The sequence below is a fragment of the Gracilibacillus salitolerans genome (genome assembly GCF_009650095.1).
Lineage (GTDB): Bacteria > Bacillota > Bacilli > Bacillales > Amphibacillaceae > Gracilibacillus > Gracilibacillus salitolerans.
This window is the reverse complement of the sequence record NZ_CP045915.1, coordinates 120,772-140,137: the sequence shown is the minus strand read 5'-3', so window position 1 is coordinate 140,137 and position 19,366 is coordinate 120,772. Positions and strand designations below refer to the sequence as shown.

General features: G+C 44.3%; 8 protein-coding genes, 9 tRNA genes, 6 rRNA genes and 1 pseudogene. All 24 read right to left on the bottom strand.

Annotated elements, in window-relative coordinates:
- On the bottom strand, positions 1-1,641 hold the full coding sequence (locus tag GI584_RS00730; RefSeq protein WP_153789919.1) for an extracellular solute-binding protein: 1,641 nt from the start codon (positions 1,639-1,641) through the stop codon (positions 1-3).
- A 50-nt stretch (positions 1,642-1,691) separates the two neighbouring features.
- The gene (locus GI584_RS00725) at positions 1,692-2,582 is read right to left on the bottom strand and encodes a carbohydrate ABC transporter permease (RefSeq protein WP_100362661.1); all 891 of its coding nucleotides are present in this window, start codon (positions 2,580-2,582) and stop codon (positions 1,692-1,694) included.
- Positions 2,583-2,598: 16 nt separating this feature from the next.
- Entirely contained in the window at positions 2,599-3,561 is a 963-nt protein-coding gene (locus GI584_RS00720) for an ABC transporter permease (RefSeq protein ID WP_100362662.1), read from the bottom strand.
- A gap of 450 nt (positions 3,562-4,011) precedes the next feature.
- Positions 4,012-5,136, bottom strand: coding sequence for a GntR family transcriptional regulator (locus GI584_RS00715; protein WP_100362663.1), 1,125 nt, complete (start codon positions 5,134-5,136; stop codon positions 4,012-4,014).
- 307 nt (positions 5,137-5,443) lie between these two features.
- Positions 5,444-5,560 (bottom strand): 5S ribosomal RNA (rrf, locus tag GI584_RS00710).
- A 71-nt stretch (positions 5,561-5,631) separates the two neighbouring features.
- Positions 5,632-8,542: ribosomal RNA gene (locus GI584_RS00705) — 23S ribosomal RNA — on the bottom strand.
- A 175-nt stretch (positions 8,543-8,717) separates the two neighbouring features.
- Positions 8,718-10,279: ribosomal RNA gene (locus tag GI584_RS00700) — 16S ribosomal RNA — on the bottom strand.
- Positions 10,280-10,372: 93 nt separating this feature from the next.
- Positions 10,373-10,448 (bottom strand) — tRNA-Ala (locus GI584_RS00695).
- 20 nt (positions 10,449-10,468) lie between these two features.
- Positions 10,469-10,545, bottom strand: a tRNA-Pro gene (locus GI584_RS00690).
- Positions 10,546-10,548: 3 nt separating this feature from the next.
- A tRNA-Arg gene (locus tag GI584_RS00685) sits at positions 10,549-10,625 on the bottom strand.
- A 4-nt stretch (positions 10,626-10,629) separates the two neighbouring features.
- Positions 10,630-10,718 (bottom strand) — tRNA-Leu (locus tag GI584_RS00680).
- Between the two features lie 46 nt (positions 10,719-10,764).
- Positions 10,765-10,839, bottom strand: a tRNA-Gly gene (locus GI584_RS00675).
- A gap of 20 nt (positions 10,840-10,859) precedes the next feature.
- Positions 10,860-10,944: transfer RNA gene (locus tag GI584_RS00670), tRNA-Leu, on the bottom strand.
- Between the two features lie 5 nt (positions 10,945-10,949).
- A tRNA-Lys gene (locus tag GI584_RS00665) sits at positions 10,950-11,025 on the bottom strand.
- A gap of 5 nt (positions 11,026-11,030) precedes the next feature.
- Positions 11,031-11,106 (bottom strand) — tRNA-Thr (locus tag GI584_RS00660).
- A 4-nt stretch (positions 11,107-11,110) separates the two neighbouring features.
- A tRNA-Val gene (locus tag GI584_RS00655) sits at positions 11,111-11,186 on the bottom strand.
- A 10-nt stretch (positions 11,187-11,196) separates the two neighbouring features.
- A 5S ribosomal RNA gene (gene rrf / locus GI584_RS00650) occupies positions 11,197-11,313 on the bottom strand.
- 125 nt (positions 11,314-11,438) lie between these two features.
- Positions 11,439-14,349 (bottom strand): 23S ribosomal RNA (locus GI584_RS00645).
- A gap of 184 nt (positions 14,350-14,533) precedes the next feature.
- Positions 14,534-16,097: ribosomal RNA gene (locus GI584_RS00640) — 16S ribosomal RNA — on the bottom strand.
- Together the 16S, 23S and 5S rRNA genes with 9 tRNA genes alongside form the textbook arrangement of a ribosomal RNA operon.
- Before the next feature lie 361 nt (positions 16,098-16,458).
- A complete protein-coding gene (lysS, locus tag GI584_RS00635; RefSeq protein WP_153789918.1) occupies positions 16,459-17,940 on the bottom strand; it encodes a lysine--tRNA ligase in 1,482 nt (493 codons plus the stop codon).
- Between the two features lie 121 nt (positions 17,941-18,061).
- Positions 18,062-18,253 (bottom strand): annotated as a pseudogene (locus GI584_RS00630) (tRNA-dihydrouridine synthase); the annotation flags it as partial.
- Positions 18,254-18,279: 26 nt separating this feature from the next.
- Positions 18,280-18,522 carry a helix-turn-helix domain-containing protein gene (locus GI584_RS00625; protein WP_153789917.1) on the bottom strand — a complete coding sequence of 81 codons (243 nt, stop codon included), beginning with the start codon at positions 18,520-18,522 and terminating at the stop codon, positions 18,280-18,282.
- Positions 18,474-19,004 (bottom strand): 2-amino-4-hydroxy-6-hydroxymethyldihydropteridine diphosphokinase, encoded by a 531-nt coding sequence (gene folK, locus GI584_RS00620; RefSeq protein WP_153789916.1) that lies wholly within the window; start codon positions 19,002-19,004, stop codon positions 18,474-18,476. Before folK ends, GI584_RS00625 begins: the two co-directional genes overlap by 49 nt.
- Positions 19,001-19,366 carry a dihydroneopterin aldolase gene (folB, locus tag GI584_RS00615; RefSeq protein ID WP_153789915.1) on the bottom strand — a complete coding sequence of 122 codons (366 nt, stop codon included), beginning with the start codon at positions 19,364-19,366 and terminating at the stop codon, positions 19,001-19,003. Before folB ends, folK begins: the two co-directional genes overlap by 4 nt.

Sequence of the window (19,366 nt, the reverse complement as noted above, 5' to 3'; positions counted from 1 at the left end):
TTAATTTGAAGTTCGATAGCGCATAAATTCTGTTCCACTTTGCGCTTGTTTAGTAATTTCAGCTGCTACTTCTTCAATACCTGCATCAACTAATGCGCCACGCGTTTCATTAATAATATTTAGCGCCTCTTCATCAGATCCTGCGTGAATTGCTTGTTGAACAACATCTCCCATAACAACGGTAACAGGTTCGATCTGTTCAAAATTCGGATGTTCTTGTAATACTGAATGAGGATCAATTCCTGTAATTGGTTGTATACCATCATTTCTTCTAATCTCTGTAAATTTATCCTTGACTTCAAATTGTTTATCAAATTGGTGTCCAAAAGGTCCACCACCAAGGGAATCCTCACGATCTAAACCAGAAAATGCTATATAATGATCAACACCTTCATTCTTAAACGTGCCATCATTTCGTTTCTCAATCATTTCTTCCTTAGCGGTTACTTCACCGTCAACTAAATCATAATGTATACCTTCGATACCGTACTTAGTTAGAATAAACCCTTCATCACTTGATAAATAATCAAATAATTTTATAAATGCCTCCAGCTTTTCTTCAGAAGCTTCTGCAAAGACAGCAATTAACTGACTTCCTTGAACGTTAAATTCTGTACGATAACGATCTCCACTAAAGTCCTCTAGCGGTCCTAAAGGAACATATTTTTCCTCAATGTCACCTTGTTTCGTATCATTCCAAAGACCAGGAAATTGATTTGGTATTACTGCATACCTGCCTTGTGAAACTTTTTCTCTGGCAATTGTTCCAGTATGTGAATAAACTTCAGGATCCAGTAAACCTTCACTCATTAACTTTCTCATATATAAGATCCATTCTTCATATTCCTCCGTCATAAAGTTATACCTTGCGTTCCCCTCATCATCAATAAACCAACTACCAGATCCTGCTACAGGTACAAACATTTCAGAAGTGATATCCAATGGCCAACCATTATCATACGCACCTAATGGAAAAACAAGATTACCACTTGCTTGAAACTCACCTTCTTTAACCGCTTTCAAAAAGTTGTATAAATCGTCTGGTGTCTTTATTGAACCTGGATCTATTCCAACCTCGTTTGCAATATCTTCATTTACATACAATCCATACAACCAATCTTCTATATCAGTCTCGGTAGCTGGATACATAGAATGGAGCATAAATTGACCGCCTTCTTGTTTGCTAATGATATTATTATATAAAGAAATGGACATATTCTCTTTTTTCACAACTTCTTCTAGCCTTGGATACTCTTCTATATACGACGTTAAATCATGTAACTGGCCCTCGTTCGCAGCTTCTAATAATATTTCGGATTCTTTTCCCCATGCAGGACCGATATAAATATCCGGAAACTCTCCAGTTGCTAAAACCTGTGTTAATTTATCAACTTCACTACCATTCGTGTACTCAAAGTCCAATTTCACACCAGTTTCTTCTGTTATCTTTTCTGCAACAGGGTTATTCATCGGATCTTCTGGTGCATTTGCACTTGACCCATTCCAATTATGAAGGACTTTCAACGTAACTGTATCCCCATCGTCTTGATTACTTCCAGTTTCATTACTGCATGCAGCTAACAAAGTAAATAGTAAAAATATCAATAAAGCCATAAACATCTTGGTGATTTTCTCTTTCATTAAAATCCCTCCCAATTTATTTTTTTCATTATCTTACGTGATAAAAGATATTAACCCTTTATTGAACCAACCATAACTCCTTTAACAAAATATTTTTGTAAAAATGGATAAACACAAATAATTGGTAATGTTGCAATGATCAGCGTTGCCATCCGTAATGATTCTGGTGTAACAGTAATCATCCCGGTTGAAACAGTTGTACCAGACTGTGACGCTCTTTGGGCTGCATTCGCTAAGGCTTCAGATTCAGTTAATAGTTCATTGAGAAGTGTCTGTACAGGCCTTAATGATTCATCGGTAACAAAGTAAGTTCCTGTAAACCAATCATTCCAGTGAAATACTCCTTGAAATAAGGCAATAGTAGCAAGAACCGGCATAGATAATGGCAAAATGACGCTTATAAAAACCCTAAAGTTACTAGCACCGTCTATTTGTGCGGATTCTTCTAATGAACTAGGTAGTTGCTGAAAAAAAGTTCGCATGATAATGATATGGAAAAAACTAAACAAAAATGGGAAAACATATACCCAAAAGTTATTAATTAATCCCAATTCCCGATAAAGTATAAAGTTAGGTATCATTCCACCACTAAATATGGATGGTATAAAAATAAAGAAAGTAAAAAAGGTTTTGCCTGGTAAATTTTTCCTCGTCAATGCATATGCATATAGCGCTGATAAAAATACATGTAAGACCGTACCAATAACAGTTCGAAGTATAGTAATTACATACGCATTTAAAAATGTACTATCTTTAAATATCTGTATATAATTTTCAAAGGTGAATCCTCGCGGCAAAAAATAAATTGGATTATTCATTGCTTCCACACCATCACTTAATGAGTAAGCTATAATGTAGATAAACGGATATAATGTAGTAAAAGCAAAAACAGCGAGAAACAAATAATTAAAAATCGAAAAAAACGACCACTTTTTTTTCATTTACACATCGACCTCCTTACCATAATGATGTTTCATTTACTTTCTTGCTAATGCTGTTAGCAACTACAATTAGAATTACACCGATAATACCTTGAAATAACCCTACAGCTGTTGCATAACTTAACCGCCCTTGCTCTAATCCCGATTGAATAACATAAACGTCTAATACCGTACCTACGGAAGCAGTTGCAGGAGTGTTTAATAGTAACAATTGTTCATACCCTACTGTCATAATGCTACCGCATGCAAGTAAGAACATAATCACCATCACTGGACGAATAGAAGGTATTGTAATATGCCACATTTGTCTAAACCTATTGGCACCATCCATTTTGGCAGATTCATATAATTGCTGATCAACCCCTGAAATGGCTGCCAAATATATAATTGCTCCAAAGCCCACTGTTTTCCAAACATCTGAGAGAATGATAACCTGATAAAAATAACTAAGATTACCTAAGAATTGAATTTTGTCGAAACCTAAAGAAGCTAAAATTTCATTAATTGGACCACCATATGGAGTAAGCATTCGTTGCAAAATTGTAACTACGACGACCCAAGAAATAAAGTGAGGTAAATAGGAGATTGTTTGTACTGCCTTTTTAAATTTCAGAACCTTTACTTCATTTAATAACAAGGCCAAAATTATTGGCATTGGAAATCCTATCACTAACTTCATCACACTTATCGTTAGTGTGTTGCGAATAATTTCCCAAGATTGATAAAAGTTAAAGAATTCCTTAAAATACTTCAATCCAGCCCATGGGCTGCCAGTAATCCCACCTACAAAATTAAAATCCTTAAAAGCTACCGTTAAACCATACATTGGTATGTACGAAAAGATTATAAACCAAATGATACCCGGAAGCATAAATAGATAATATAAACGATGTTGCCAGATTCTTAACCAGATACTTTTCTTATTTGACTTACTTAAATTTGACCTATTAGTTTTTGCACCAATTTCAATATTATTCATAACACCCTCACTCCCCCCTCTATCTCAGATTAATTAATAAGAAAACCACCACAATAACATTATATGTATGCGTTTGCATATAACTATAGTTGATATAATATATCATGTCAATATTTTTTATTCGACAATTAATATAATATTATAATATTATCAAGAAAAGCGCAGAGCGCCCGTTTAGAAACGTAGTGACTTCAGAATCAACTGAGATAAAGGAATCACGGTGAGTACGCGAACCGAAGATGACTTATCGTAGGGCGATTCGTGAAGTCGCCTAGTTTCTGGGCACTCGGAGCTATACAAATGCCCAAATTTTATACTTTCTTTACAAATAAAAAGGGCTGTTCCAAGAAAAAACTGCTTTCTTAGTACAACCGTTAGACAATCGTTGTAGTAATAAGAAGGCAGTCTCCATACTTAGAACAGCACCATTAAATTTTATATTTATAGTAATTAAAGCTTAGTTGGACCCCTTGTAAACGAATTTTTTATTGTTGTATCCCCTTCAATCAAGGTTGCTGATACGCGAATATCATCAATTATAAAGTTGCCATTGTACATTTCAAGTAAATTATTTAACGCTAACCGACCAATCTCTTCTTCATTTTGTTGTAAATGTGTGAAATTCCATTCTAAAGCATTTCGTGGTGGACTATCAAAACACAGAATCGATATGTCTTCTGGTATCTTTAATTTCAACTGCTCCACAGCTTGTTTCGCTAAAACAGCAATGTTATATTCAAGAGCAAATAATGCGGTAATATTTCGATTTTTCTTTATATGATTCATTATAACCTCTATATCTTTCTTTGTATCCGCATGAGTAGGGTATGGACTCTTTATATCCGAACACCATAAATCACGATTAACTATAACTTTTTTTTCTGCAGTAGCTTCAACAATACCCTTAATACGATCTTCAATAGTGGTTGTTCCATTATCTTTGGGTATAAGAATACCTATATTTTCATGCCCAAGTTCCAACAAATGATTAATCCCCATTTTAGCCGCTTGTTCGTTATCTGTTGAAACTGAAGTAGTAGCTAAACCTTTAAAAGATCGATCAATTAACACTAAAGGAAACTGATTCACAATCATTTTGAGAATTTCAAGACTATAGTGTTCAGCTTTAGCTGGTGATATAATGAGTCCGTCTATTCCATATTCAAGTAATTCTCTTATCACCTTATCTTCTCTATTTGGGATGCTTAAAGATCGCCTTAAAATTATAAAGCATTCATCCTGGGATGCTTCTTCAAGACTTGCAATTAATTTGTTTCCAAAACTATCATCAAAAGTAGTCAAAATTAAACCAAACAATGGCTTTTTAGTTTGGACATCGTGTTTCACAATCTTCATGTCAATAGTATTTTTTGAAACAAATGTACCTTTACCACGTTTCCGATAAACAAATCCCTCATGCGTTAACTTTTCTAAAGCCTTTTTAGTTGTAATAGTACTTACATTAAAATATTCAGACAACTCTTTTTCAGATGGAACCTGGTCACCAACTTTATATTTTGCAGATATAATATCTTGCTTTAATGATTCGTATATTTGTTCATATAAAGATTTCATATGTCACCACCTATAAATAATCAATCAATATAACAATATATTATATGAGTTAAAAGTGCTAGTAAAAGTACATTGTAACACTAAATGCAAATAATAGATAATATTAGTTCAAGTCTTATTAACTTTGGGAGTTATACATTCGAGTCATTTAAGGACGACTAAGCCTCTGGTTTCACCAGTGGGTAAGTCTTCTTTACCGTACGGCGGTGAGGGAAGTTTGCGAGTTACTGGGCTCTCGGATTTAGAATAAAGAAAAACCTAACCATAAAGTCATATTCAAGACTTTATGGTTAGGTTTTTCGATAATGCCTGGCAACGTCCTACTCTTGCAGGGGCGCGAGCCCCAACTACCATGGGCGCTGGAGAGCTTAACTACTGTGTTCGGCATGGGAACAGGTGTGACCTCTCCGCTATCGCTACCAGACTTCATATAATATTTAAGGGATATACCCTAAAAACTAGATAAGAGTGATGGAACAAGATCAAACAAAATGTATAGTTAAGTCCTCGATCGATTAGTATTCGTCAGCTGCACATGTCACCATGCTTCCACCTCGAACCTATCTACCTCATCGTCTCTGAGGGATCTTACTCTATCGAATAGATGGGAAGTCTCATCTTGAGGGGGGCTTCATGCTTAGATGCTTTCAGCACTTATCCCTTCCACACGTAGCTACCCAGCGATGCTCCTGGCGGAACAACTGGTGCACCAGCGGTGTGTCCATCCCGGTCCTCTCGTACTAAGGACAGCTCCTCTCAAACTTCCAACGCCCACGACGGATAGGGACCGAACTGTCTCACGACGTTCTGAACCCAGCTCGCGTACCGCTTTAATGGGCGAACAGCCCAACCCTTGGGACCGACTACAGCCCCAGGATGCGATGAGCCGACATCGAGGTGCCAAACCTCCCCGTCGATGTGGACTCTTGGGGGAGATAAGCCTGTTATCCCCGGGGTAGCTTTTATCCGTTGAGCGACGGCCCTTCCATTCGGTACCGCCGGATCACTAAGCCCGACTTTCGTCCCTGCTCGACTTGTAGGTCTCGCAGTCAAGCTCCCTTCTGCCTTTACACTCTACGAATGATTTCCAACCATTCTGAGGGAACCTTTGGGCGCCTCCGTTACATTTTAGGAGGCGACCGCCCCAGTCAAACTGCCCACCTGACACTGTCTCCGAACCGGATCACGGTTCTGGGTTAGAAGGTCAATACAGCCAGGGTGGTATCCCACCGGCGCCTCCACGTAAGCTAGCGCTCACGTTTCTCAGGCTCCCACCTATCCTGTACAAGCTGTACCAACATTCAATATCAGGCTACAGTAAAGCTCCACGGGGTCTTTCCGTCCTGTCGCGGGTAATGCGCATCTTCACGCATAGTATAATTTCACCGGGTCTCTCGTTGAGACAGTGCCCAAGTCGTTGCACCTTTCGTGCGGGTCGGAACTTACCCGACAAGGAATTTCGCTACCTTAGGACCGTTATAGTTACGGCCGCCGTTTACTGGGGCTTCGGTTCAACGCTTCGCTAATGCTAACGCATCCCCTTAACCTTCCAGCACCGGGCAGGTGTCAGCCCCTATACTTCGCCTTTCGGCTTCGCAGAGACCTGTGTTTTTGCTAAACAGTCGCTTGGGCCTTTTCACTGCGGCTCCTCCTTAAAGGAGCACCCCTTCTCCCGAAGTTACGGGGTCATTTTGCCGAGTTCCTTAACGAGAGTTCTCCCGATCACCTTAGGATTCTCTCCTCGCCTACCTGTGTCGGTTTGCGGTACGGGCACCCTTTTCCTTGCTAGAGGCTTTTCTTGGCAGCGTGAAATCCGGAACTTCGGTACTCTATTTCCCTCCCGATCACAGCTCAAGCTTGCCAGACGGATTTGCCTATCTGACGCCCTTACTGCTTCGACGCACACATCCAATGGTGCGCATTCCTTATCCTTCTGCGTCCCCCCATCACTCAAACGGAATTGGGTGGTACAGGAATATCAACCTGTTGTCCATCGCCTACGCCTTTCGGCCTCGGCTTAGGCCCCGACTAACCCTGAGCGGACGAGCCTTCCTCAGGAAACCTTAGGCATTCGGTGAAGAAGATTCTCACTTCTTTTCGCTACTCATACCGGCATTCTCACTTCTAAGCGCTCCACCAGTCCTCACGGTCTGACTTCACTGCACTTAGAACGCTCTCCTACCATTGTTCGAAGAACAATCCGTAGCTTCGGTGATACGTTTAGCCCCGGTATATTTTCGGCGCAGCGTCACTCGACCAGTGAGCTATTACGCACTCTTTAAATGATGGCTGCTTCTAAGCCAACATCCTGGTTGTCTAAGCAACGCCACATCCTTTTCCACTTAACGTATACTTGGGGACCTTAGCTGACGGTCTGGGCTGTTTCCTTTCGACTATGAACCTTATCACCCATAGTCTGACTCCCAAGGTAATATGATTGGCATTCGGAGTTTGACTGAATTCGGTAACCCGGTGAGGGCCCCTAGTCCAATCAGTGCTCTACCTCCAACATACATCCCTTGAGGCTAGCCCTAAAGCTATTTCGGAGAGAACCAGCTATCTCCGTGTTCGATTGGCATTTCACCCCTACCCACACCTCATCCCCGCATTTTTCAACATACGTGGGTTCGGGCCTCCAGTCAGTGTTACCTGACCTTCACCCTGGACATGGGTAGATCACACGGTTTCGGGTCTACGACCACCTACTATATCGCCCTATTCAGACTCGCTTTCGCTGCGGCTCCGTGTCTTCCACTTAACCTTGCAGGGGATCGTAACTCGCCGGTCCATTCTACAAAAGGTACGCCGTCACCCATGAAAGGGCTTCGACTACTTGTAGGCACACGGTTTCAGGATCTCTTTCACTCCCCTTCCGGGGTGCTTTTCACCTTTCCCTCACGGTACTGGTTCACTATCGGTCACTAGGTAGTATTTAGCCTTGGGAGATGGTCCTCCCGGATTCCGACGGAATTTCACGTGTTCCGCCGTACTCAGGATCCACTCCGGAGGAAACACACTTTCGACTACAGGGCTCTTACCTTCTGTCGCGGGTCGTTCCAGACCGCTTCGTCTAATGTATTTCTTGATAACTCCAATGGAGTGTCCTACAACCCCAAAAAGCAAGCTTTTTGGTTTGGGCTAATTCCGTTTCGCTCGCCGCTACTCGGGAAATCGCGTTTGCTTTCTCTTCCTCCGGGTACTGAGATGTTTCAGTTCCCCGGGTCTGCCTCGTACATCCTATGAATTCAGATGTACGTTCTACTCCATGACGAGTAGAGGGTTTCCCCATTCGGAAATTCTCGGATCAATGCCTACGTACGGCTCCCCGAGACATATCGGTGTTTGTCCCGTCCTTCTTCGGCTCCTAGTGCCAAGGCATCCACCGTGCGCCCTTCTTCACTTAACTATACTTACTATGCTTAACGCATGAAAAAGTCGTTGGTTTTTGTTTGATGTCTTGTCATACTCTTATCTAGTTTTCAAGGTACATAATAGAGAGAGAATTGATCTCTCAAAACTGAACCAAACAACGCAGTATGTTTTTTTGCACCTTGTAAAAAAGGTGTTCCTTTAATCCTTAGAAAGGAGGTGATCCAGCCGCACCTTCCGATACGGCTACCTTGTTACGACTTCACCCCAATCATTGGCCCCACCTTCGGCGGCTGGCTCCAAAGGTTACCCCACCGACTTCGGGTGTTGCCAACTCTCGTGGTGTGACGGGCGGTGTGTACAAGGCCGGGAACGTATTCACCGTGGCATGCTGATCCACGATTACTAGCGATTCCGGCTTCATACAGGCGAGTTGCAGCCTGCAATCCGAACTGAGAATGGATTTATGGGATTTGCTAATGCGTTGCCGCTTCGCTGCCCTTTGTTCCATCCATTGTAGCACGTGTGTAGCCCAGGTCATAAGGGGCATGATGATTTGACGTCATCCCCACCTTCCTCCGGTTTGTCACCGGCAGTCACCTTAGAGTGCCCAACTTAATGCTGGCAACTAAGATCAAGGGTTGCGCTCGTTGCGGGACTTAACCCAACATCTCACGACACGAGCTGACGACAACCATGCACCACCTGTCATTCGGTCCCCGAAGGGAACTCCCTATCTCTAGGGACATCCGAAGATGTCAAGACCTGGTAAGGTTCTTCGCGTTGCTTCGAATTAAACCACATGCTCCACCGCTTGTGCGGGCCCCCGTCAATTCTTTTGAGTTTCAGCCTTGCGGCCGTACTCCCCAGGCGGAGTGCTTATTGCGTTAACTGCAGCACTAAGGGGCGGAAACCCCCTAACACCTAGCACTCATCGTTTACGGCGTGGACTACCAGGGTATCTAATCCTGTTCGCTCCCCACGCTTTCGCACCTCAGCGTCAGTTACAGACCAGAGAGCCGCCTTCGCCACTGGTGTTCCTCCACATATCTACGCATTTCACCGCTACACGTGGAATTCCGCTCTCCTCTTCTGCACTCAAGTTCCCCAGTTTCCAATGACCGCTTGCGGTTGAGCCGCAAGATTTCACATCAGACTTAAGAAACCGCCTACGCGCGCTTTACGCCCAATAATTCCGGACAACGCTTGCCCCCTACGTATTACCGCGGCTGCTGGCACGTAGTTAGCCGGGGCTTCCTCGATAGGTACCGTCAAGGTACCGCCCTATTTGAACGGTACTTGTTCTTCCCTAACAACAGAACTTTACGATCCGAAAACCTTCTTCGTTCACGCGGCGTTGCTCCGTCAGACTTTCGTCCATTGCGGAAGATTCCCTACTGCTGCCTCCGTAGGAGTCTGGGCCGTGTCTCAGTCCCAGTGTGGCCGATCACCCTCTCAGGTCGGCTACGCATCGTTGCCTTGGTGAGCTCTTACCCCACCAACTAGCTAATGCGCCGCGGGCCCATCTGTAAGTGATAGCCAAAGGCCATCTTTCAACTTTCCTTCATGCGAAGAAAAGTATTATCCGGTATTAGCCCCGGTTTCCCGGAGTTATCCCAGTCTTACAGGCAGGTTGCCCACGTGTTACTCACCCGTCCGCCGCTCGTTCCACAAATGTCACTCCGAAGAGATCTTTTTGCTTCCCGCGCTCGACTTGCATGTATTAGGCACGCCGCCAGCGTTCGTCCTGAGCCAAGATCAAACTCTCAATAAAGTTGACTTGCGCTCGCTTCTATAAGCTAGCTTGTTTCATGTTTAAAATCATACTGGTTGTTTTGTTCAGTTTTCAAAGATCAATGCATAAAAATGGTGGAGCCTAGCGGGATCGAACCGCTGACCTCCTGCGTGCAAAGCAGGCGCTCTCCCAGCTGAGCTAAGGCCCCACAAAGATAATTATTTTAAATGGTCGGGAAGACAGGATTTGAACCTGCGACCCCTTGGTCCCAAACCAAGTGCTCTACCAAGCTGAGCTACTTCCCGTAATGGCGCGCCCGAGAGGAGTCGAACCCCTAACCTCTTGATCCGTAGTCAAACGCTCTATCCAATTGAGCTACGGGCGCTAAATGGTGCCGAGGGCCGGACTCGAACCGGCACGGTGGAAACCCACCGCAGGATTTTAAGTCCTGTGCGTCTGCCAATTCCGCCACCCCGGCAAGGAATAACACACTAATCATTTGGCAAACTAAATGATTAATTTCCTGGAGCGGAAGACGGGATTCGAACCCGCGACCCCCACCTTGGCAAGGTGATGTTCTACCACTGAACTACTTCCGCATTTATTTATTTTAATTGTATGGTGCGGGTGGAGGGACTTGAACCCCCACGTCAAGAGACACTAGATCCTAAGTCTAGCGCGTCTGCCAATTCCGCCACACCCGCTTAAATGGTGAGCCATGGAGGATTCGAACCTCCGACCCTCTGATTAAAAGTCAGATGCTCTACCAACTGAGCTAATGGCTCCCAAGTGGTGCCGGCCAGAGGACTTGAACCCCCAACCTACTGATTACAAGTCAGTTGCTCTACCAATTGAGCTAGACCGGCAAAATGGTGGAGGATGCAGGGCTCGAACCTGCGACCCCTTGCTTGTAAGGCAAGTGCTCTCCCAGCTGAGCTAATCCTCCTATTTATTTCGCCTGGCGACGTCCTACTCTTGCAGGGGCGCGAGCCCCAACTACCATGGGCGCTGGAGAGCTTAACTACTGTGTTCGGCATGGGAACAGGTGTGACCTCTCCGCTATCGTCACCAGACTATTTTTTTCAAGGACAAGATACATTATAACTCATCATTCATATGGAATGCAAGAGTTTTTTTATTTTTTTTAATATACCCTAAAAACTAGATAAGAGTGATGGAACAAGATCAAACAAAATGTATAGTTAAGTCCTCGATCGATTAGTATTCGTCAGCTGCACATGTCACCATGCTTCCACCTCGAACCTATCTACCTCATCGTCTCTGAGGGATCTTACTCTATCGAATAGATGGGAAGTCTCATCTTGAGGGGGGCTTCATGCTTAGATGCTTTCAGCACTTATCCCTTCCACACGTAGCTACCCAGCGATGCTCCTGGCGGAACAACTGGTGCACCAGCGGTGTGTCCATCCCGGTCCTCTCGTACTAAGGACAGCTCCTCTCAAACTTCCAACGCCCACGACGGATAGGGACCGAACTGTCTCACGACGTTCTGAACCCAGCTCGCGTACCGCTTTAATGGGCGAACAGCCCAACCCTTGGGACCGACTACAGCCCCAGGATGCGATGAGCCGACATCGAGGTGCCAAACCTCCCCGTCGATGTGGACTCTTGGGGGAGATAAGCCTGTTATCCCCGGGGTAGCTTTTATCCGTTGAGCGACGGCCCTTCCATTCGGTACCGCCGGATCACTAAGCCCGACTTTCGTCCCTGCTCGACTTGTAGGTCTCGCAGTCAAGCTCCCTTCTGCCTTTACACTCTACGAATGATTTCCAACCATTCTGAGGGAACCTTTGGGCGCCTCCGTTACATTTTAGGAGGCGACCGCCCCAGTCAAACTGCCCACCTGACACTGTCTCCGAACCGGATCACGGTTCTGGGTTAGAAGGTCAATACAGCCAGGGTGGTATCCCACCGGCGCCTCCACGTAAGCTAGCGCTCACGTTTCTCAGGCTCCCACCTATCCTGTACAAGCTGTACCAACATTCAATATCAGGCTACAGTAAAGCTCCACGGGGTCTTTCCGTCCTGTCGCGGGTAATGCGCATCTTCACGCATAGTATAATTTCACCGGGTCTCTCGTTGAGACAGTGCCCAAGTCGTTGCACCTTTCGTGCGGGTCGGAACTTACCCGACAAGGAATTTCGCTACCTTAGGACCGTTATAGTTACGGCCGCCGTTTACTGGGGCTTCGGTTCAACGCTTCGCTAATGCTAACGCATCCCCTTAACCTTCCAGCACCGGGCAGGTGTCAGCCCCTATACTTCGCCTTTCGGCTTCGCAGAGACCTGTGTTTTTGCTAAACAGTCGCTTGGGCCTTTTCACTGCGGCTCCTCCTTAAAGGAGCACCCCTTCTCCCGAAGTTACGGGGTCATTTTGCCGAGTTCCTTAACGAGAGTTCTCCCGATCACCTTAGGATTCTCTCCTCGCCTACCTGTGTCGGTTTGCGGTACGGGCACCCTTTTCCTTGCTAGAGGCTTTTCTTGGCAGCGTGAAATCCGGAACTTCGGTACTCTATTTCCCTCCCGATCACAGCTCAAGCTTGCCAGACGGATTTGCCTATCTGACGCTCTTACTGCTTCGACGCACACATCCAATGGTGCGCATTCCTTATCCTTCTGCGTCCCCCCATCACTCAAACGGAATTGGGTGGTACAGGAATATCAACCTGTTGTCCATCGCCTACGCCTTTCGGCCTCGGCTTAGGCCCCGACTAACCCTGAGCGGACGAGCCTTCCTCAGGAAACCTTAGGCATTCGGTGAAGAAGATTCTCACTTCTTTTCGCTACTCATACCGGCATTCTCACTTCTAAGCGCTCCACCAGTCCTCACGGTCTGACTTCACTGCACTTAGAACGCTCTCCTACCATTGTTCGAAGAACAATCCGTAGCTTCGGTGATACGTTTAGCCCCGGTATATTTTCGGCGCAGCGTCACTCGACCAGTGAGCTATTACGCACTCTTTAAATGATGGCTGCTTCTAAGCCAACATCCTGGTTGTCTAAGCAACGCCACATCCTTTTCCACTTAACGTATACTTGGGGACCTTAGCTGACGGTCTGGGCTGTTTCCTTTCGACTATGAACCTTATCACCCATAGTCTGACTCCCAAGGTAATATGATTGGCATTCGGAGTTTGACTGAATTCGGTAACCCGGTGAGGGCCCCTAGTCCAATCAGTGCTCTACCTCCAACATACATCCCTTGAGGCTAGCCCTAAAGCTATTTCGGAGAGAACCAGCTATCTCCGTGTTCGATTGGCATTTCACCCCTACCCACACCTCATCCCCGCATTTTTCAACATACGTGGGTTCGGGCCTCCAGTCAGTGTTACCTGACCTTCACCCTGGACATGGGTAGATCACACGGTTTCGGGTCTACGACCACCTACTATATCGCCCTATTCAGACTCGCTTTCGCTGCGGCTCCGTGTCTTCCACTTAACCTTGCAGGGGATCGTAACTCGCCGGTCCATTCTACAAAAGGTACGCCGTCACCCATAAAAGGGCTTCGACTACTTGTAGGCACACGGTTTCAGGATCTCTTTCACTCCCCTTCCGGGGTGCTTTTCACCTTTCCCTCACGGTACTGGTTCACTATCGGTCACTAGGTAGTATTTAGCCTTGGGAGATGGTCCTCCCGGATTCCGACGGAATTTCACGTGTTCCGCCGTACTCAGGATCCACTCCGGAGGAAACACACTTTCGACTACAGGGCTCTTACCTTCTGTCGCGGGTCGTTCCAGACCGCTTCGTCTAATGTGTTTCTTGATAACTCCAATGGAGTGTCCTACAACCCCAAAAAGCAAGCTTTTTGGTTTGGGCTAATTCCGTTTCGCTCGCCGCTACTCGGGAAATCGCATTTGCTTTCTCTTCCTCCGGGTACTGAGATGTTTCAGTTCCCCGGGTCTGCCTCGTACATCCTATGAATTCAGATGTACGTTCTACTCCATGACGAGTAGAGGGTTTCCCCATTCGGAAATTCTCGGATCGATGCCTACGTACGGCTCCCCGAGACATATCGGTGTTTGTCCCGTCCTTCTTCGGCTCCTAGTGCCAAGGCATCCACCGTGCGCCCTTCTTCACTTAACTATACTTACAATACTTACTATGCTTAACGCATGAAAAAGTCGTTGGTTTTTGTTTGATGTCTTGTCATACTCTTATCTAGTTTTCAAGGTACATAATAGAGAGAGAATTGATCTCTCAAAACTGAACCAAACAACGCAGTATGTTTTTTTGCACCTTGTAAAAAAGGTGTTCCTTTAATCCTTAGAAAGGAGGTGATCCAGCCGCACCTTCCGATACGGCTACCTTGTTACGACTTCACCCCAATCATTGGCCCCACCTTCGGCGGCTGGCTCCAAAGGTTACCCCACCGACTTCGGGTGTTGCCAACTCTCGTGGTGTGACGGGCGGTGTGTACAAGGCCCGGGAACGTATTCACCGTGGCATGCTGATCCACGATTACTAGCGATTCCGGCTTCATACAGGCGAGTTGCAGCCTGCAATCCGAACTGAGAATGGATTTATGGGATTTGCTAATGCGTTGCCGCTTCGCTGCCCTTTGTTCCATCCATTGTAGCACGTGTGTAGCCCAGGTCATAAGGGGCATGATGATTTGACGTCATCCCCACCTTCCTCCGGTTTGTCACCGGCAGTCACCTTAGAGTGCCCAACTTAATGCTGGCAACTAAGATCAAGGGTTGCGCTCGTTGCGGGACTTAACCCAACATCTCACGACACGAGCTGACGACAACCATGCACCACCTGTCATTCGGTCCCCGAAGGGAACTCCCTATCTCTAGGGACATCCGAAGATGTCAAGACCTGGTAAGGTTCTTCGCGTTGCTTCGAATTAAACCACATGCTCCACCGCTTGTGCGGGCCCCCGTCAATTCTTTTGAGTTTCAGCCTTGCGGCCGTACTCCCCAGGCGGAGTGCTTATTGCGTTAACTGCAGCACTAAGGGGCGGAAACCCCCTAACACCTAGCACTCATCGTTTACGGCGTGGACTACCAGGGTATCTAATCCTGTTCGCTCCCCACGCTTTCGCACCTCAGCGTCAGTTACAGACCAGAGAGCCGCCTTCGCCACTGGTGTTCCTCCACATATCTACGCATTTCACCGCTACACGTGGAATTCCGCTCTCCTCTTCTGCACTCAAGTTCCCCAGTTTCCAATGACCGCTTGCGGTTGAGCCGCAAGATTTCACATCAGACTTAAGAAACCGCCTACGCGCGCTTTACGCCCAATAATTCCGGACAACGCTTGCCCCCTACGTATTACCGCGGCTGCTGGCACGTAGTTAGCCGGGGCTTCCTCGATAGGTACCGTCAAGGTACCGCCCTATTTGAACGGTACTTGTTCTTCCCTAACAACAGAACTTTACGATCCGAAAACCTTCTTCGTTCACGCGGCGTTGCTCCGTCAGACTTTCGTCCATTGCGGAAGATTCCCTACTGCTGCCTCCCGTAGGAGTCTGGGCCGTGTCTCAGTCCCAGTGTGGCCGATCACCCTCTCAGGTCGGCTACGCATCGTTGCCTTGGTGAGCTCTTACCCCACCAACTAGCTAATGCGCCGCGGGCCCATCTGTAAGTGATAGCCAAAGGCCATCTTTCAACTTTCCTTCATGCGAAGAAAAGTATTATCCGGTATTAGCCCCGGTTTCCCGGAGTTATCCCAGTCTTACAGGCAGGTTGCCCACGTGTTACTCACCCGTCCGCCGCTCGTTCCACAAATGTCACTCCGAAGAGATCTTTTTGCTTCCCGCGCTCGACTTGCATGTATTAGGCACGCCGCCAGCGTTCGTCCTGAGCCAAGATCAAACTCTCAATAAAGTTGACTTGCGCTCGCTTCTATAAGCTAGCTTGTTTCATGTTTAAAATCATACTGGTTGTTTTGTTCAGTTTTCAAAGATCAATAGTGATTGTCTTTTTTGCGACAACTTTTATATCATACCATCTCATTCGTTTTATGTCAACAAATTTTTTGCTTTAATTTCTTGGTTGTTGTTGTTGAAAGATGATGTTTTTTGTTACGTCGTTTTCAGCGACGATTAATAATATACCATGCAGGTAGATCTAATGTCAACAATATTATTCATTTTCTTTGATGAAAAATTTAAAAACTTTTTCTCATCAAAAACATCTGATAAAAAAGAACCTTGGCCATCTTAATCGCCAAGGTTCTTCCGTACAATTATTTATTACGCATTTGTGGAAAAAGTAAAACATCTCGGATCGATGGAGAATTAGTTAACAACATAACAAGTCGATCAATACCTATACCTAAACCACCAGTTGGAGGCATGCCATACTCAAGTGCTTCTAAAAAGTCCTCATCCATTTCATGCGCTTCATCATTACCTTGTTCCTTTTCTTTAACTTGTGCTTCAAATCGTTCTCGTTGATCAATTGGATCATTTAGTTCAGAGAATGCATTTGCATGCTCACGTCCTACAATAAATAGTTCAAAACGATCTGTAAAACGTTCGTCCTCCTTATTCTTCTTAGCTAAAGGAGATATTTCTACAGGATGACCGTATACGAAGGTTGGCTGAATTAGCTTTTCTTCTACTTTCTGTTCAAAAAATTCATTAACAATATGTCCATATGTCATAGTATCTTCTACTTCTACACCATGTTCTTTAGCTAAAGCATTCGCCTCATCATCCGTCATCTCTTTCCAGAAATCTACATCAGTATGTTCTTTAATGGCATCTACCATATGAAGTCTTGTCCATCTTGGCGCTAAATCAACCTCATAGTTCCCGTAAGTAACTGTTGTAGATCCAGTTACTTCTTTGGCGATATGAGCCACCAAGTTTTCAACAAGCTCCATAATATCATGATAGTCTGCATATGCTTCATACAATTCAATCATGGTGAATTCCGGATTGTGACGAGTGGATACTCCTTCGTTACGGAATACACGACCAATTTCATAAACTTTTTCCATACCACCGATAATCAATCGTTTTAAATGCAACTCAATGGCAATACGCATATATAAAGGAATATCAAGTGCGTTATGGTGTGTTTCAAACGGGCGCGCAGAAGCACCACCGGCAATACCGTGCATCATTGGTGTTTCTACTTCTAAGAAACCTCTATCATCTAAGTATCGACGCATCGACTGAATAATCTTACTGCGAAGAACAAATGTATTTTTACTATCCATATTAGTAATTAAATCTAAGTAGCGCTGACGATAACGCTGCTCTACATCTTTTAAGCCATGAAACTTCTCTGGTAAAGGACGAAGTGATTTCGTTAGCATCGTAAATTCATTCGCTTTAACCGAAAGTTCACCAACATTTGTTTTGAAAACCGTACCCGTAACACCTACAATATCCCCTAAGTCTGCTGACTTAAAGATTTCGTAAGCTTCTTCTCCGATTTTATCTTTACGTACATATAATTGGATTTGGCCACTTAAATCTTGAATATGTGAAAAACCAGCTTTTCCTTTACCGCGTTTAGTCATAATTCGGCCTGCCACTGTAGTTTCAATTGCTTTTTCTTCCAATTCTTCTTTAGAGAACTGATCGTATTCTTCTATTAATTCCTCTGCCAAGTGCGTGCGAACGAATTTATCACCAAATGGATCAATACCCTGTTCACGGTAACTGTTCATCTTATCCAAACGCACACGCATGTGTTCATTCAGTTCTTCGCTCATTCTATTCACCCCAAAAATTTAATTATTTGTTATATATCAAAAAACTGCCAGCATCACACTGGCAGTATCACATTCATGATTAGTATAGAAAAGGAACTCATTTGTGTCAATGTTTACACACTTAGGAAACTCTTGCTTTCTCTTCTAATTGTTCTACATAATCGTATAATAATTCTTCTAGTTCTTCCTTAGAATCTGTCTGATTAATTTGATTACGTACTTTACCATTTCCTTTTAAGCCTTTTAAATACCATGCAGCGTGCTTACGCATTTCCCTTACTGCTACTCGTTCACCTTTTAATGTAAGTAAACGGCCAGACTTGGTTATGAATGTTGATATCACCTATTTTCCATATAACGTCTTACCTCATTTTCTTTCATTTTAGGCTGCAACTCTTCTAATGAAATATCGAGCTTACTTGCAATAACTTCTAAATTATCCGTTGTAGGAATTCTCTTACCTCTTTCAATTTCACCTAATTGCGAAACAGATATTCCAAGTTTATCGGCGAATTCTATTTGTGTATATCCTTTCAACTTCCGAAATGCTTTGATTCTCTTACCCCATCTGCTTGTTGCCATTTGACTACCCCTTCTCTATCTTGTGCAGGTATTCTTGCCAATAATTCTGTTATATTCTGATCTAAGCGTGCTATATATAAAAATGGATTTATTTCTGCTAATGGTATTAATACAAAGGCTCGTTCATGTAATCTTGGATGTGGTAGAATTAATCGCTCTGTTTCTATATTTTCTTGATTATATACTAAAATGTCAAGATCAATTGTTCTTGGTCCCCATCTTACCTCTCGTTTCCTCCCCAGATTCCCTTCAATACTTTGGCAAATGCTCAGCAGGGAATTCGGACCTAAATCAGTTTCGACTTCTATAACCATATTCAAAAATTGCTCTTGCTCTACAAAACCAACTGGATCCGTTTCATATATAGAAGATTGACCCTTAATTACTATTTGATCATGCTTAGCTAATTGTTCTATAGCTTGGTCTAAATAGGTTAATCTAGGTTGAATATTAGAGCCTAGTGCTATATATACTTTTTTCATAAAGATTTCTCCCTGTAAATTTCAACAGCAACCGACTGATAATGTCCAGGAATAGGTGGATCAGGTTTGATTACTTTAACGGTACATGCCTTTAATGGATTAAACTGGGATAAAAGTTTCTCAGAAACCTCTTCAGCTACTGCTTCAATTAAATTTTTTGACTGACCTTCCACGACTTGCTTCGTCAATTGATAAACAAGGCCATAATCAATAGAATAATGAAGATCGTCTGCTTGCCCTGCTTGTTTCAAATCTGCTTCTAATACAACATCTACTAAAAAGCGCTGACCTAACTTTTTTTCTTCAGGAAATACACCATGAAAGCCGTAAAAAGTCATTTGATTAAGATGGATCTTATCCAT

Bases quoted from the DNA above. Each gene is read 5' to 3' on its own strand.
- GI584_RS00730 (WP_153789919.1), bottom strand. From the start codon at position 1,641: ATGAAAGAGAAAATCACCAAGATGTTTATGGCTTTATTGATATTTTTA.
- GI584_RS00725 (WP_100362661.1), bottom strand. From the start codon at position 2,582: ATGAAAAAAAAGTGGTCGTTTTTTTCGATTTTTAATTATTTGTTTCTC.
- GI584_RS00720 (WP_100362662.1), bottom strand. From the start codon at position 3,561: ATGAATAATATTGAAATTGGTGCAAAAACTAATAGGTCAAATTTAAGT.
- GI584_RS00715 (WP_100362663.1), bottom strand. From the start codon at position 5,136: ATGAAATCTTTATATGAACAAATATACGAATCATTAAAGCAAGATATT.
- lysS (WP_153789918.1), bottom strand. From the start codon at position 17,940: ATGAGCGAAGAACTGAATGAACACATGCGTGTGCGTTTGGATAAGATG.
- GI584_RS00625 (WP_153789917.1), bottom strand. From the start codon at position 18,522: ATGGCAACAAGCAGATGGGGTAAGAGAATCAAAGCATTTCGGAAGTTG.
- folK (WP_153789916.1), bottom strand. From the start codon at position 19,004: ATGAAAAAAGTATATATAGCACTAGGCTCTAATATTCAACCTAGATTA.
- folB (WP_153789915.1), bottom strand. From the start codon at position 19,366: ATGGATAAGATCCATCTTAATCAAATGACTTTTTACGGCTTTCATGGT.